At 49.1% G+C, this 13,663-nt stretch carries 15 protein-coding genes and 1 tRNA gene; 5 read left to right on the top strand and 11 right to left on the bottom strand.

The annotated features are described in order from the left end of the window. Positions 1–155: 155 nt before the first annotated feature. The 10 genes from Q0413_RS02200 to Q0413_RS02155 form a co-directional block, all read right to left on the bottom strand. Positions 156–476 (bottom strand): hypothetical protein, encoded by a 321-nt coding sequence (locus tag Q0413_RS02200; protein ID WP_295150364.1) that lies wholly within the window; start codon positions 474–476, stop codon positions 156–158. Positions 477–524: 48 nt separating this feature from the next. After that, positions 525–776: a hypothetical protein gene (locus tag Q0413_RS02195; protein ID WP_298986862.1), complete on the bottom strand. Its 252-nt coding sequence runs from the start codon at positions 774–776 to the stop codon at positions 525–527. A gap of 190 nt (positions 777–966) precedes the next feature. Then, a tRNA-Val gene (locus Q0413_RS02190) sits at positions 967–1,042 on the bottom strand. A 357-nt stretch (positions 1,043–1,399) separates the two neighbouring features. Further along, positions 1,400–1,837 (bottom strand): DUF3137 domain-containing protein, encoded by a 438-nt coding sequence (locus Q0413_RS02185; RefSeq protein WP_298986860.1) that lies wholly within the window; start codon positions 1,835–1,837, stop codon positions 1,400–1,402. Next, positions 1,824–2,045 carry a hypothetical protein gene (locus tag Q0413_RS02180; protein WP_298986857.1) on the bottom strand — a complete coding sequence of 74 codons (222 nt, stop codon included), beginning with the start codon at positions 2,043–2,045 and terminating at the stop codon, positions 1,824–1,826. The genes Q0413_RS02185 and Q0413_RS02180 overlap by 14 nt, the downstream gene beginning before the upstream one ends. Before the next feature lie 2 nt (positions 2,046–2,047). Then, positions 2,048–2,374 (bottom strand): hypothetical protein, encoded by a 327-nt coding sequence (locus tag Q0413_RS02175; RefSeq protein WP_298986854.1) that lies wholly within the window; start codon positions 2,372–2,374, stop codon positions 2,048–2,050. Positions 2,375–2,561: 187 nt separating this feature from the next. Further along, positions 2,562–3,647 (bottom strand): 1-deoxy-D-xylulose-5-phosphate reductoisomerase, encoded by a 1,086-nt coding sequence (gene dxr / locus Q0413_RS02170; protein ID WP_298986852.1) that lies wholly within the window; start codon positions 3,645–3,647, stop codon positions 2,562–2,564. Next, positions 3,641–4,405: a phosphatidate cytidylyltransferase gene (locus Q0413_RS02165; protein WP_298986850.1), complete on the bottom strand. Its 765-nt coding sequence runs from the start codon at positions 4,403–4,405 to the stop codon at positions 3,641–3,643. The genes dxr and Q0413_RS02165 overlap by 7 nt, the downstream gene beginning before the upstream one ends. Positions 4,406–4,454: 49 nt before the next feature. Continuing rightward, positions 4,455–5,777, bottom strand: a complete 1,323-nt coding sequence (locus Q0413_RS02160; protein ID WP_298986845.1) for an NFACT RNA binding domain-containing protein — start codon at positions 5,775–5,777, stop codon at positions 4,455–4,457. A 5-nt stretch (positions 5,778–5,782) separates the two neighbouring features. Next, positions 5,783–6,307: a nitroreductase family protein gene (locus Q0413_RS02155; RefSeq protein ID WP_298986843.1), complete on the bottom strand. Its 525-nt coding sequence runs from the start codon at positions 6,305–6,307 to the stop codon at positions 5,783–5,785. A 97-nt stretch (positions 6,308–6,404) separates the two neighbouring features. Between Q0413_RS02155 and Q0413_RS02150 the strand changes: the two genes are divergently transcribed. After that, positions 6,405–7,670, top strand: a complete 1,266-nt coding sequence (locus Q0413_RS02150) for a 3-isopropylmalate dehydratase large subunit (protein ID WP_298986841.1) — start codon at positions 6,405–6,407, stop codon at positions 7,668–7,670. 553 nt (positions 7,671–8,223) lie between these two features. On the opposite strand, the gene ilvD is transcribed toward Q0413_RS02150, so the two are convergent. Further along, a complete protein-coding gene (ilvD, locus tag Q0413_RS02145; protein ID WP_298986839.1) occupies positions 8,224–9,897 on the bottom strand; it encodes a dihydroxy-acid dehydratase in 1,674 nt (557 codons plus the stop codon). Between the two features lie 193 nt (positions 9,898–10,090). Here ilvD and Q0413_RS02140 point away from each other — a divergent pair, with 193 nt between their 5' ends. The 4 genes from Q0413_RS02140 to Q0413_RS02125 form a co-directional block, all read left to right on the top strand. Continuing rightward, complete coding sequence (locus Q0413_RS02140; RefSeq protein WP_298986836.1) at positions 10,091–11,050, top strand: ABC transporter substrate-binding protein; 960 nt, start codon at positions 10,091–10,093, stop codon at positions 11,048–11,050. Next, positions 11,044–11,841, top strand: a complete 798-nt coding sequence (locus tag Q0413_RS02135) for an ABC transporter permease (RefSeq protein ID WP_298986833.1) — start codon at positions 11,044–11,046, stop codon at positions 11,839–11,841. The genes Q0413_RS02140 and Q0413_RS02135 overlap by 7 nt, the downstream gene beginning before the upstream one ends. Then, positions 11,841–12,530, top strand: coding sequence for an ATP-binding cassette domain-containing protein (locus Q0413_RS02130; RefSeq protein ID WP_298986829.1), 690 nt, complete (start codon positions 11,841–11,843; stop codon positions 12,528–12,530). Before Q0413_RS02135 ends, Q0413_RS02130 begins: the two co-directional genes overlap by 1 nt. After that, positions 12,523–13,663, top strand: a 1,141-nt coding sequence (locus tag Q0413_RS02125; protein WP_298986827.1) for a hypothetical protein, incomplete at its 3' end; no start/stop codon positions are given. The genes Q0413_RS02130 and Q0413_RS02125, both read left to right, overlap by 8 nt.

Raw genomic sequence — 13,663 nt, 5'->3', positions numbered from 1 at the left:
TATAAGAAGCACATTATGCCTGTCAAAAAAGAGGCAATTCTATCTAGCATTGCGTTGCTCCTTTTCGTTATGATCTGCTTTATTCATAACGTTTTGCGCCATACCGTCCGATCCTTTAAATTTTATAGTTTTATCCGTGCTGTCATACGCAAATTTCATTCCGTAATGAACTGCTTATAAGGATCCGGTACCGTCGGATGTTTGGAAAATAGCAATGGCATATATTTGTAAATATCTACCATAACGATCTCTTGATACACATTATCTAGCCGCCAATCTATTTTGTCGTAGTGCTTGTTTTCATCATGCATATCTTCTATAAGAAGATCGCCATTTTTTATACCAAAATTTATAATTAGATCGAGCTCCTCTAGCGTGTATCCCCAATCTATATGGAAAAATTTAAATACTACGGATATGATCCCGTCTCCTTCGATTGCGGAGGATAATAACTCTACAATGTGCTTTTCTCTCATTGTCGCCTTTTCTTCAGCATAAATTTCTCTTTATTGCTTGGTATCTTTTTAGTTTATAAGTTCCGCCGAGCCTTCCTCAAGCGAATCATACTCATCCAGATGTATATGCGAATGTTTCGGCACGGAATCTTGCGCTAAAGTAAGCAAATGCCTGGCAAGAGATATAAGCCCGCTTTTATTCGCCCTTATAGTAACTTCGTTTCCTGGAGCATTGACGGAGATCGCGAAGTCCTTTTCCCATTGTAGCTGCAGTCCCTTTTCTGCGCAGTAATCTAATGTTTTTATAACATACTGCCCCATATATCGCCGATACTCCTTTCTAAATTTAATCGGTTGCCGATAAAATTTACCTTATCGATCGGCTAATCGATCTCATAATATTTCTGGAAAAATTATATCTAAAATAAAAATGAAAGGGGTCGGAATAACTAAATTTAAGACAGGTGCTATGCGCGAAAATGAAGTGATTAAAATTTGAAAATAACTTAAGTGGTGGTCCCGATTGGACTCGAACCAACGACTTCCACCATGTCAAGGTGACACTCTACCAACTGAGTTACGGGGCCAAAAAGAAACGGCAGTATATCAAAAAAATCTCTCAATAGCAAGCAAATTTTAATTTTTCGTAAAATTCAGCCGAAATTCTCTATAAGATTTCGCCGCGACGTAAAACGCCGTCGAAATTCTACGCGAAATTTCACGATCTTGCCGCAATCGCGCGCGGAATTTTATCCCATTACTAAAATTTTGCAATCCCGCGTGGAATTTATCGCGCTTGTGCGGTACTCACGTGTTTCGCCCTACCTTATTCTGCTCCGCTTTGTTTTATCTAGTCGCTTTGCTTCGCCCCGCCTCGTTTCATCTACTCGCCTTGCCTTGCCCTGTCTTATTTTGCTCGCTTGCCCTCTCCGCCTTGCGCCTGGCTAAGACGTCCAAATTTTTTCATTCAACTTTAGAATTTTTACGATTTGCAGCATCGCGTCCAGATCCGCCTTGATATCCTTTGCGATGCGGGCATTGAGTATCGGCTGATCCAAGCTCGGCTCGAAACTATCGGCGCCGCGAGATATCGCGATATAAATTTTATTTTGCTTAAAGCTCAGCGAGATATCCGATTTTACGAGCTGTTTAAGAGATAAAATTTTCTCCATCAGCGCGGGCGTCAAGACATACATAGCCGCTACCGTATCGCTTGCATAAACCGAAAAGTTTGCATTGAAGTCCGCGTTATCTATCGGGATTTTGCGGCTGCTCCATAGCTTGCGCGGTAGTGCAGACGGCGGCAAATCTATGCCTGTGGGTGCCGCCGCGCCCGAAAAAACAAAAACATCGGAGCCAATTTTTTTATTAAAATTTGCCACAAAAAAAAGGCCCCTCGAAAAATGTAGTGTAACTCTTTTTAAAAAACGACGAAGTTCCACTGCCGGTCTCCTTTTCCAGCCTTATATCGCAAAACATAAAATCCACTCCGTCCGCGCTTGCGTAAACCAGATCGTCCGCGCGAAATCTATCAAATCCGTCAAATATCTCGCTCTGCCTCACCTCTTTTTCCTGAAAAAGTGCGCCCATTTTTACGAAAAGCCCAGGCTCTCGATATAGGGCTTGAGATAAAGCTCTTTGTATCGCAGCACAAACCGCTCGGTTTTGCGCTCGAAAATCCACTCGTAAAATTTGTCCTGCATGCCGATTATTGCTAAAATAGATGTAACCAAAAGAAATAAACTCTCTACGCCGAGATCGAGCTTGGGAAAATTGCGAAAGATGATTATCAATGCGAGCGCGAGCATCGGACCAAATACCGCAAACGCTACGAGATAACTTAAAATTTTCCAAAGCTTGCGACTTTTCTTAAGCTGCTTGCGCTGCTTTTCTAACTCTATGACGGTTTTAATATCCACGCCCAACCTCTATTTATTAAATTTTAATGGCGCAACCTTGCGGCACAGCGTAAATCTGCGCCCGATACGGCGCAATAGGCGCGCGCTGTTTAGATGCCGCTAAATTTTACGGCTACTTGCGCGAGCCGTGCGCAGTGAAATTTGCCGCCAAGCTCAAATTGTAGCATAAATCCCGTGATTAAAAAATTTATTTCAGCAGTTCGTTTGCATACGCTCGCACGCTCGCATCCACTGCCGTAAGCGCGTCTGCGTCCGTTACGCTAGGCGAGTTAAATTTCTCCGCGCACTTCAGCACGACGCGCGCAATGTCGGTGAAGCGGCACCGCTGCTGCAAAAACGCATTTACGCCCGCTTCGTTTGCGGCGTTGATGACGACGCCTAGATCGGGGTTCGCTAGCAGCGCGTCTTTGAGGGTAAAGATTTGAAATTTCATCTCGTCGATCGGCTTAAGCTCTATCGGTCGCAGAGCGCACAGATCCACGGGCGCGGTGATCTGTTCCCGTACGTCGCCGCTAAACATCGCGTGCGCGATGGCTAGCCGCATATCGGCCCTGCTAATGTGCGCCGTCGTAGAGCCGTCTGCGAATTCGACCAGCGCGTGGATCTGCGAGGTGCGCTCGATGAGCGCATCGATCTCGCGCGTGCCGTAGAGCCAAAACGCCTCGATCACCTCAAAGAGCTTATTCGCCATCGTGGCGCTGTCGATCGTGATCTTCGCGCCCATCTTCCAGTTGGGGTGCTTGAGGGCGTTTTGCGGCGTGAGCGAGTCTAGCTGCGTTAGCGGAACGTCGTAAAACGCGCCGCCGCTAGCCGTGATGATTAGGCGCGAAACGGGGATTTTGGCATTGCTAAGTAAAAATTTCAGCCCGAAATGCTCGCTGTCGATCGGGTAAATTTTATCCGTTTGCAGAAATTTCCCGCCGACGACCAGACTTTCTTTATTGGCTAGACAGAGCCTTTTGCCGAGCTCTTGGGTTTTTAGGCTGGGCATCATGCCCGCAAAGCCTACCAGCGCGTTTACGACCGTCGTGCTTTTGCACTCCGCAAGCATCTGCAAAATTCCATCCGCACCGCAAAATACGCGCTCGTGATCTACCTCGCTTTTCTGCTGTGCGTCCGCGATACAGACGAACTTTGGGTGAAATTTTGCGATCTGTTCGTTTAAAAGCTTGATATTGCGCCCGCAGCTAAGCGCTTCGATCATACTGCCGCTACGCGCGGCTACGTCTAGGGTGTTTGTGCCGATAGAGCCCGTGGAGCCTAAAACTACCATGAATAGACTATCGCCATCGCGATTGCGCCGAACATATAGCCGTCGATGCGGTCTAAGATCCCGCCGTGTCCCGGAAAGAGTGCGCCGCTGTCTTTAAGACCCGCCGCGCGCTTTAGGTAGCTTTCAAAAAGATCGCCCAGCACGCCAAAAATTGCTATGATGATGGTTTTTCCTAAAATTTCAAGTGGCGGCATATTGGTAAAGATGCGCGCATAAATGAGGCTAACGATAAGCGCGAGCGCAAGACCGCCTAGCACGCCTTCTACGGTTTTATTCGGCGAGCTAGCGCTTAGCGGGGTTTTGCCAAAGGCTCTACCGATAAAATATGCGCCACTATCGCTAGCTACGATAATAAAGATCAGCCAAACGAAGTGAAAAACTTCCCCAAAATCATCGTAAGCCGCCCACATAAAAAATATCGGCGCAACGGGATAGATGAAAGGAAGCGTGATCTTTAGGCTGGGGCCCTTGGTAAAGGCTACGACAGAGGCGACGCATAGGATCATTAGGATGCTAACTTTTAGCGCTGAGACGAAAGGCTCATCGGTCTGCGTAAATGGTAGCAGCGCAAAAAACGCGATCGCCAGCGCGAGCCACTTTTTGCTAGTTTCCTCCAGATCCCATAATTTGAGGCTTTCAAAAAACGCAAGTACGAGTATCAGCGCAAATACGGCGAAATTTAGCCACCTAGCGTTTATGAGAATTAGAGCCAAAAATACGGCGAGTAAAATGCTTGCCGTGATTATTCTTTGCTTCATAGAATTTCCTTGGAATTTATTTTGAATAATTATACTGCAAGCTCGCTTATTACGGCTTTAAAACGCTGATTGTTTTAAAATTTACGTAGTTTACGAAAGCGCCTTCGTTGATTTTGACATTTTGGCGTTTGGTGTAATCGACGAGATATTTTCCGCTGCCGTTTGCACTGAAGCTCACGCAAATTTTAGCGGCGAATTCGATCACCTCTTCGCTTAGACTTTGTTTATGTGTCTTTACGATGACGTGTGCGCTTGGAATATCCTTAAGATGAAACCAATAGTCGGACTTGGAGCTATTTTTTAGTAAGAGCTCATTGCCTTTTTCGTTTTTACCGACGCTGATTTTAAAATCTCCTAGATAAAAGTTCGCTACGTATTCGCTATTTTTTTCCTTGCTTTTTTGCTTAATTTGCGTGCGTTTGGGCATTAGAATTTCGATCTCGTGTGCGTCCTGTGCGGCAAGGACGAGCGATTTTAAATTCTCATAAAACGCGAGTTTCTCCTTTAAATTTTGCTCTTCGATATGTATATTTGCAGCCTTTTGGCGCAGACGCTTTGCCTCGGAGTAAAGCTCGCCCAAAGTGGCACTCGCAGGCTTTTGCAGTTTAAATTCTACCGCTTCGGCGTCTCCTTTTTGCAGCGTAAATTCTCGCGCGCTGGTTGGAATTTTATAGATATTTTCTTTTAGCAAGGCAGCTTTCGCACCTAAAAGCTCGGCGCTTCGCAGTAGTTCGGCGCTGCTTTGCAAAGAGCCTAAAGCCTCACGCACCGAGTCTAGCTTTTTATTTAGCGCCGTGATTTTTGCGGATTTGAGCGAGTTTAAGCGATCCGCATTTAGCGCGTTAAATTCCGCGCGAAAAAATGCTTTAAAATCCGAAATTTTTGGCACGGGGGCTTCTTTAATATTTGCAGGCGGTAGGTGGCGGAGTTTTCTTCCTACCTTGATCTGTCTAAATTCCGTCTCGAAGTGTCGCAGTGCCTCTAAAATCACATCGTTTTCGTCGGTGATTATTACGTTGGTAAATCGCCCGGTGAATTCGAAGTAGATATTTGAGCTTTGGGTTTTGTAGCTTGCGTTTTGGCTTACGCTAAGGCATAGAATTCTATTATTTTCTGGCACGCTAACGGAAGTGATGCGCGATTTTACGAAGCGCTTGGCAAGTAACACGTCAAAGGGCGCCGCGTAAACCTTACCTTCGGTAAAAGCGTCATTTTCGTGGATATTGCAGCCTGATTTATTCATATCAAAAAACAGCGTCTCGTTGCCGTCAAAGCAGACTTTAAAAAGGTTATCTCCTACGCGCTTAATGTGCGAAAGGAAGCGTTTGGCGCGTAGATACTCGCAAATTTGAATCAAGTTTTGATACTTCATACGCGTTAAAATTTCTCTTTGTGAATTTTGCTTAAATTTAACTTCTGCAGATCGTGAGGGCTCGGGCTGCGCTGCAGTACGCCGAGGACCAGTATCGCTTCTGCTTTGAAATTTGGCGGAAAGCCCAGCGCCTTGCGCAAAAACTCCTCGCAGCTGCGTCCGTCCGCGGCGGCGCGCAGCCTTGCCTGCACCCAACAGCTGCCGAGATTTAGCGTGCTTGTGGCAAGGTGCATGTAGCCTAGCGCTACCGAGCAGTCCTCGATCCAGACGTCCTGCTTCTGCTCATCTGCAATCACGACGATCGCGGCTGCAGCCTGTTTTAGCATATCCGCTCCGCTGCTGCGGCACGCGCTTAGCCGTTCAAGCATCCGTTTGTCGCGCACGAGGATGAACTCCCACGGGCGGCGTGCATGCCCCGACGGCGCAAGCAGACCCGCTTTTAAAATTTTATCCAGCGCCTCGTCCTCAAGCGACCCCTGCGCGTATTTTCTTACGCTTCTGCGGTTTGCAAAAATTTCTAAAATTTCCATCGTCTCGCTCCTTGCGGCTCAATTATACATAAAATTGCAAAAATTTATGATTTTTTAGCTAAAATCGCGCAAATTTAACCGATACGAAGGAGATTTTATGAAGCAGACGATCACGGAGAAAATTTTTAGCGAGCACGTGGGCGAGGCGGTTTTTGCGGGACAGATCATCGAAAGCGCCATTGATATGGTCATCGGCAACGACATTACGACGCCGATTTCGATCAAGCAGTTTGAGCTTAGCGGTGCGAAAAAGCTCGCTAACCCGGACGGCTTTGCGATCGTGATGGATCACTACATCCCTACGAAGGATATTTTGAGCGCAAACCAAGCTAAAATTTCACGCGAGTTTGCTTATAAGCACGATTTGAAAAATTATTTCGACGAAAAAGATATGGGTATTGAGCATGCGCTGATGCCTGAAAAAGGGCTCGTAGTGCCCGGCGACGTCATCATCGGCGCGGACAGCCACACCTGTACTCACGGCGCACTTGGGGCATTTGCGACGGGTATGGGCAGCACCGATCTTGCTTTTGCGATGATAACGGGCAAGAATTGGTTTAAAGTACCTCCTACGATCAAAGTGATCTTTCGCGGCAAGCCCGCGCCGCACATCTACGGCAAGGATCTGATCCTGGAAGTGATCCGTCTCATCGGCGTGGACGGCGCGCGCTATAAGGCTTTGGAGTTCTGCGGCGACGCGCTGGAGCACCTGGATATGGATAGCAGATTTTCGCTTTGCAATATGGCAATCGAAGCGGGCGGCAAGAGCGGTATCGTCGCGGTCGATGAGATCACGAAGGAATTTTTGGCGGATAAAAGCTTGCGCGCCGAGCCGAAATTTCACTACTCCGACGAGGGCGCGAACTATGAGCAAATTTTGCAGATCGACGTTAGCAAGCTTGATCCGGTGATCGCGTATCCGTTCCTACCTAGCAATGGCAAGAGCGTGCGCGAGGCGGTGCGCGATGACATCGCCGTCGATCAGGTCTTTATCGGCAGCTGCACCAACGGCAGACTCTCCGATCTACGGATCGCCGCGCAAATTTTAAAAGGTCGCAAGGTCGCGCGCAAAACCCGCCTCATCATCACACCTGCGACGCAAAAAATCGCTCTGGCCGCGCAAAAAGAGGGGCTGTGGGATATTTTCGTGGAAGCGGGCGCGGTCGTGAGCAACCCGACCTGCGGCGCGTGCCTGGGCGGATATATGGGGATTTTGGGCGTGGGCGAGCGCTGCGTAAGCACGACTAATCGAAATTTCGTTGGCCGCATGGGCGATAGAACGAGCGAAGTATATCTGGCAAACTCCGCCGTCGCCGCAGCTAGCGCCGTCGCAGGCAAGATCGCCGATCCGAGGGATTTGTAAGTTTAGAAAGCCGCCTTTTATTTTTAATTCGCTTGCGTCATAAATTTTGAGGGATAAAATACAAAATTCGATAGCGTCGCAAAGCTTGGCGAGTATAAAAAATAGTGAGGATGGCTGGCTTTGTTGTTGAAATTTTGCGGCAAAATTTCACCTCGTCATCTACAAAATTTCTCCGTTATAAATTCCGCTTTCACCCACCGCGAGGCTTTGTTATTAAAACCTTGCGGATTTTAAATGCCACTATCGGTGCGATCACGTAAATTTTGAAATTCTACTTGGCAGAGTTTTACTTTAACAAGTGCGTTAGAGTAAAATTTATGCTTAAAAATGCCAACGTGCAGAGTTTAAATTTAGGTTTCCGCTTCGCTCGGCTTGTTTGCGTAATAAGTAAAATTTCAAATAGATATCCCATTGGCGCTTACATTGATAAGTACCAAGCGTTCGCCTAGGTTAAATTTTTAAAATTTAGAGCCGAAAGCCTACGCGTAAATTTAACAAAACCGCCGTAAATTTTGCTCAAATTTACGGTGGTATGTTTAAAATTTAAGGCGCCCTACGCCTCCAAAATCGCTCCGTTGCTAGCGTTCGTTACCAGCTTGCGATACATTCGTAGCCAACGATACGGCAGCGGTTTTTCAACCGGCTTAAATTTAGCTCTGCGTTCAGCGATTTCGGTTTCGCTTAGGCGCACGTTGATCGCGTACGTATCCACGTCGATATCGATGATGTCGCCGTCTTGTAGCAGTCCGATCATACCGCCCTCGGCCGCTTCGGGGCTTACGTGTCCGATACTTAGCCCTCTTGTAGCGCCGCTAAATCTGCCGTCCGTGATCAGCGCTACGTCCGCACCGAGACCTCGCCCCATGATTAGGCTCGTTGGGCTTAGCATCTCCTGCATACCCGGGCCTCCACGCGGCCCTTCGTAGCGGATGACGACCACGTCGCCTTTGCCGACTTTGCCCTTTGAGATGCCCTCTATCGCTTCATCTTGGCCGTTAAAGCACACGGCCTTGCCGCTAAATTTGCGCTCGCCGATGATGCCCGCGGTCTTGATGACGCAGCCCTGCTCGGCTAAATTTCCAAACAAAATCGCCAGTCCGCCCACGTCCGAATAGGCGTTTTCGACCTTGTGTATGACCTCTTCGTCTTTTATGACGCTAGCTCCCACGCGCTCGCCTAGGCTTTCGCCCGTGACGGTCGGCGCGCCTAAGTCCAGCAGTCCGTTGTCGCGGCGCGAAATTTCGTTTATCACGGCGCTTAGGCCGCCCGCGCGGTCGATGTCCTCCATATGCACATTTGGCAGGCTTGGGCTGATTTTGGCGATATGCGCGATCTTGCGGCTGATCTCGTTGAGCCCCGCGATCTGTAAATTTACCCCCGCTTCGCGCGCGATAGCTAGGATATGCAGCACGGTGTTGCTGCTGCCGCCCATCGCCATATCGACCACCAGGGCGTTTTGGATCGATTTTTCGTTCACGATGTTGCGGATTTTGTATTTTTCATCGAGCACTATCTCGCAGATACAGCGTCCCGCCTGCCTGATAAGCTCCTCGCGCTCTGGCGTAAGAGCCGGCACGGTGCCGTTGCCTTTTAGCGCGATACCCATCGCTTCGCATAGCGTATTCATCGAGTTTGCCGTAAACATCCCCGAGCAGCTGCCTCCGCTCGGACAGGCGGCGCACTCGATCTCTTTTAACTCCTCAGCGCTGATCTCTTTGGTTTCAAATTTACCCACCGCCTCAAACGCCGTAGATAGGTCGATCGGCTCGCCTTTTTTGGTGTAGCCCTTTTTCATCGGGCCGCCGCTAACAAAAACCGTCGGCACGTTCACGCGAAGCGCGCCCATCACCATGCCGGGCACGATTTTATCGCAGTTTGGCATACACACGAGAGCGTCTAGAGCGTGCGCGTTCATCACCGTTTCGATCGAGTTTGCTATCAGCTCGCGGCTAGGCAGGCTATAGAGCATCCCGCTGTGTCCCATCGCGATGCCGTCGTCCACGCCGATGCAGTTAAACTCAAACGGCACGCAGCCGTTTTTGCGGATCTCGTCTTTTAAAATTTCGGAGTATTTGTTGAGGAAAAAGTGCCCAGGGATAATCTCTATAAAGCTATTTGCTACGCCGATAAAGGGCTTTTTAAAGTCCTCGTCCTTTAGTCCGGTCGCTCTTAGCAAGCTTCTGTGCGGCGCACGCGTATAGCCTTTTTTGATGATGTCGCTTCTCATTTTGCGTCCTTGAATTTAAATTTTCTCCATTTTAGCATAAAATTTTATCGCTGCAGGGCGTTTTAAATTTTAGCGCATTAAAATTTAAAGTGGGACTATTGAGCTTAATCAAATCGAATCACTCCTATTTTTGATATAATTGCACATCGATTATCAAAATCTTGCCGTTTGGCAGGAATGAAAAGAGGAAAAGATGCAAAGAAGAAATTTCTTAAAACTAACGTCTGCGTTGGCGGCTAGCGGGCTTGCTAGCCCTCTTTTTGCAAAGGAGGCCTTCACTATCTACGGCGCGCCCGCGATGCCTAGCCTCATCATCGGCGTTGCGTGCATGCAGGGGCAGGTCGGCAAAAAATACGACGCAAAGCTTGAGCTTTGGCGCGATCCCGATCAGCTGCGCGCAGGCGTGGCAAACGGCGAGTACAAGGTCATGATGAGCCCTAGCAACGTGGGGGTGAACCTCGCAAATCAGGGGCGCAAGATCGGCATGGTAAATATCCTCACCGAAGGGCTAAATTTCGTGATGAGCAAGGGCGAGAAGATAACGGAATTTGCGCAGCTGGAGGGCAAAAAGATCGTAATGCCTTTTAAAAACGATATGCTGGACATCATCGTGCGAGCCATAGCGAAAAAGCAGGGCATTAGCGGGCTGAATATCGACTATACCGCCAGCCCCGCAGAGAGCGCGCAGCTGTTTTTGGCTAAGGACTACGACGTCGCGATCACGGTCGAGCCGCTAGCAAGCGCCATGATCTTAAAGGGCAAAGTATCGGGCATCGCCGTGCAACGAGGAGCAAATTTAAGCGATATGTGGGCGCAGGCGTTTTCGGTAAAGCCCATCATCCCGCAAGCAGGCATCATCGCAGATACCGATTTTTACGCCGCGAAAAAGGCGGATTTTGAAATTTTAAACGCCGATTTGGCAGACGCGCTTGCGTGGATCAAAGCGAACAAACAAAGCGCCGCGGCGATCGGGACGAATTTCTTTCCCGCGCCGCCGCCTGCGATATTTATGAGCATCGATACGTCGAATTTATGTGTTAAAAAGCCTAGCGAGATCAAGGACGAGCTTTTGAAATTTTATGAAATTTTAATGGAATTTAACCCTAAGCTCATCGGCGGCGCGATGCCTAAGGACGAGTTTTTTCTATGCTAAAAATCGATAAAATTCGCAAAGCTCAAAACCCCGTATTTTACGTCATAGACTATCTGTGGGGCGGCTTTGCGAGCCTAGGGGCGGTGTGCTTTTTCATAGCCATCTGGCAGGTGGCGAGCGAGGCTTACGGGCCGCTTATTCTTCCGGAACCTGCGGCTGTTTTTTCTAAGGCGTGCGAAATTTTAAAAAATTTCGCCGCAAACGATCTAGCCTTGTCGCTTAAGCGCGCGCTTGCAGGCACCTTCCTCGCGCTTTTTGCGGGGATTTGCAGCGGGCTTGCAGCAGGGTATTTTAAAAGCCTGCGAGCCTTTTTAAACCCGCTAATTACCGTGCTTCTCTCGACGCCGCCCATCGTTTGGATCGTGCTTGCGATATTTTGGTTTCATTTCGGCGATATAAGCGTGCTTTTTACCGTCGTTATCGTCGTCGCGCCGATGACTTTTGCATCCGCGGCGCAGGCGATGGCTAGCGTGAGCGCCGAATACACCGAGCTTTTCGACAGCTACAAAAGCTCAATTTTAAAAAAACTGCGCTACCTCTACGCGCCGCATCTAATCGAGCGGCTGCTTCCCGCGATCTACGTCGCGGTCAGCAACGGCGCGAAGGTGCTTGTGATGGCGGAGCTTTTGGGCGCGAACGACGGTATCGGCGCAAAGATCGCCGAAGCGCGCGTCAATATCGATACGGTCGAGGTCATGGCATATGTGTGCCTAGTCATAGCCTTTACGGCGCTTTTCGATTATCTCGTGACCAAGCCGCTTCAAATTTTACTGATGCCGTGGAGCAGATGATGCTAAAAATTTCAAATCTGCGCTACGAAATTCTGCGCGACGTTATAATTTCAGATTTTTCGCTGCGACTGCGCTCGGGCGAAGTAAAGACGCTCTTTGGCCCCAGCGGCTGCGGCAAGACCTCGCTTTTGCGACTGGTCTGCAGGCTGGAGGATAAAAAAAGCGGGCAGATCGAAAACGGCTTTAAAAAAATCAGCTTTTTGTTTCAAGAAAACCGCCTGCTGCCGAACCTCACGGCGCTTAAAAATATCGAAATTTTTAGTCCCGCGGGCACGAACGAAATTTACGCCCTTGCCGCAAAGATCGGGCTTAGCCCGAGTGATCTGAATAAATTCCCGCGCGAGCTAAGCGGCGGCATGCAAAAGCGCACGGCGTTTTTGCGCACGATCCTTAGCGGTTGCGATCTAGCGCTGCTTGATGAGCCGTTTGTAGGTCTGGATCGCGATCTGCGCGGCGTGCTGATCGAAATTTTAGTCTCAAAGATCGAGCGCGAGGGGCTTGCCTGCCTTTTGGTGACCCACGACCGCTTCGAAGCTGCACGTCTAAGCCACGAGATCATCGAGCTTGAGCCCAAAGGGATGGGGCTTAGGCGCGTCGTGAGCCTAGATGAGCCGCTAGGCGCGCGCGACGAGCGGTATGAAGAGCGCGTGGTAAGCGAGCAGTTCGGGGGAGTAAGCTATTATGAGTAGAAATTTTATCTTTAATGCGCGCAAACAGGGAGGCTCCGCACAAAATTTGAACTTACGTTGCGGCTCAGACGCGAGCAAGCGGAGCTTTGGCGCGCATTGCGATCTGGGCGCGTACGAACACGGACATTTGCCGAGCGCTAGATGCGATGATCTAGGCATACGCAGACACGGGCTCTTACGAAGTACTAGATGCCGCGATTTCGGCGCGGGCGGACACAGGCTCTTGCGAGATGCTAAATGTTATGATTTCGTTGCTTGCATAGACAGGCCCTTTCGGGACATCGGAGGCTGCGATCTTAGCGCAAGCGGATATAGCCTTTCGCAGGACATCGGATGCCGTGGTTCTGCCGCGCCAAAATACGAACTGTGCAGCCGTGCGAACTGCGATTATAACATGAGCGTGCTTTTGAGCGGCGCAGTGCGCTACGGCTTTGCTGCGCGAAATTCGGCGCTATTATGCGGCGATACATACCGCGGCTCTAGCGAGAGTCCCAGCTCACGGCTCAGCCTTAACGCGAGCGATCCTTTGCAGCGCGTATCCGATCGCCCTGCTCGTACCGCCTGCCCGCATTGCAGATTTGGTGCGAACCCAGACGCCCGTCTGCGTTGTGAATTTGGCGCAGATTATTTTAAAAATTCAGGCGGAATTTCTACGCGAAATTTCAAAAATTCCGCTCGCAGCTTGGAAGCGGAGCCCGTGCAAAGTTTCAAAAATCAAAATTCCACTCATGGCTTCTCACAAAGCGGCAGAAGCGCTGAGTCAAATTCCGAGCTGGGCTTCTCGCAGAGCATTAAAAATTCCGAGCAAAATTTACCGCTAAGCTTCTTACAAAGCGCCAAGAATTCCGATCAAAGTCAAAATTTTAAATCCAGTTTCGCGCAAAGCCATGCCGAACCAAATTCTGTTCAGAACTTTTCGCAGAGCTCTAAAAATTCCGATCGGAATTTTAAGACCAATTCCACGCAAAACCAAACCGAACCTGTTTCGCCGCAGGAGCTCAAGAATTCCGATCGGAATTTTAAGGCTAATTCCACGCAGGATAATCAAGCGGAGCCGAACTCTGCAGGAAAGCGCGAAGAGCTGGGCTTTTACGCGCCTAAATTTAAAGACGAGCGCGCTAGGAATTTTTTCT

It is taken from the genome of uncultured Campylobacter sp. (genome assembly GCF_938045465.1).
Lineage (GTDB): Bacteria > Campylobacterota > Campylobacteria > Campylobacterales > Campylobacteraceae > Campylobacter_B.
This window is presented reverse-complemented; position numbering and strand designations above follow the sequence as displayed.

What these genes read in the sequence shown, in the direction of transcription:
- Q0413_RS02200 (WP_295150364.1), bottom strand. Translation starts at nt 476, where the DNA reads ATGAGAGAAAAGCACATTGTAGAGTTATTATCCTCCGCAATCGAAGGA.
- Q0413_RS02195 (WP_298986862.1), bottom strand. Translation starts at nt 776, where the DNA reads ATGGGGCAGTATGTTATAAAAACATTAGATTACTGCGCAGAAAAGGGA.
- Q0413_RS02180 (WP_298986857.1), bottom strand. Translation starts at nt 2,045, where the DNA reads ATGGGCGCACTTTTTCAGGAAAAAGAGGTGAGGCAGAGCGAGATATTT.
- dxr (WP_298986852.1), bottom strand. Translation starts at nt 3,647, where the DNA reads ATGGTAGTTTTAGGCTCCACGGGCTCTATCGGCACAAACACCCTAGAC.
- Q0413_RS02165 (WP_298986850.1), bottom strand. Translation starts at nt 4,405, where the DNA reads ATGAAGCAAAGAATAATCACGGCAAGCATTTTACTCGCCGTATTTTTG.
- Q0413_RS02160 (WP_298986845.1), bottom strand. Translation starts at nt 5,777, where the DNA reads ATGAAGTATCAAAACTTGATTCAAATTTGCGAGTATCTACGCGCCAAA.
- Q0413_RS02155 (WP_298986843.1), bottom strand. Translation starts at nt 6,307, where the DNA reads ATGGAAATTTTAGAAATTTTTGCAAACCGCAGAAGCGTAAGAAAATAC.
- Q0413_RS02150 (WP_298986841.1), top strand. Translation starts at nt 6,405, where the DNA reads ATGAAGCAGACGATCACGGAGAAAATTTTTAGCGAGCACGTGGGCGAG.
- ilvD (WP_298986839.1), bottom strand. Translation starts at nt 9,897, where the DNA reads ATGAGAAGCGACATCATCAAAAAAGGCTATACGCGTGCGCCGCACAGA.
- Q0413_RS02140 (WP_298986836.1), top strand. Translation starts at nt 10,091, where the DNA reads ATGCAAAGAAGAAATTTCTTAAAACTAACGTCTGCGTTGGCGGCTAGC.
- Q0413_RS02135 (WP_298986833.1), top strand. Translation starts at nt 11,044, where the DNA reads ATGCTAAAAATCGATAAAATTCGCAAAGCTCAAAACCCCGTATTTTAC.
- Q0413_RS02130 (WP_298986829.1), top strand. Translation starts at nt 11,841, where the DNA reads ATGCTAAAAATTTCAAATCTGCGCTACGAAATTCTGCGCGACGTTATA.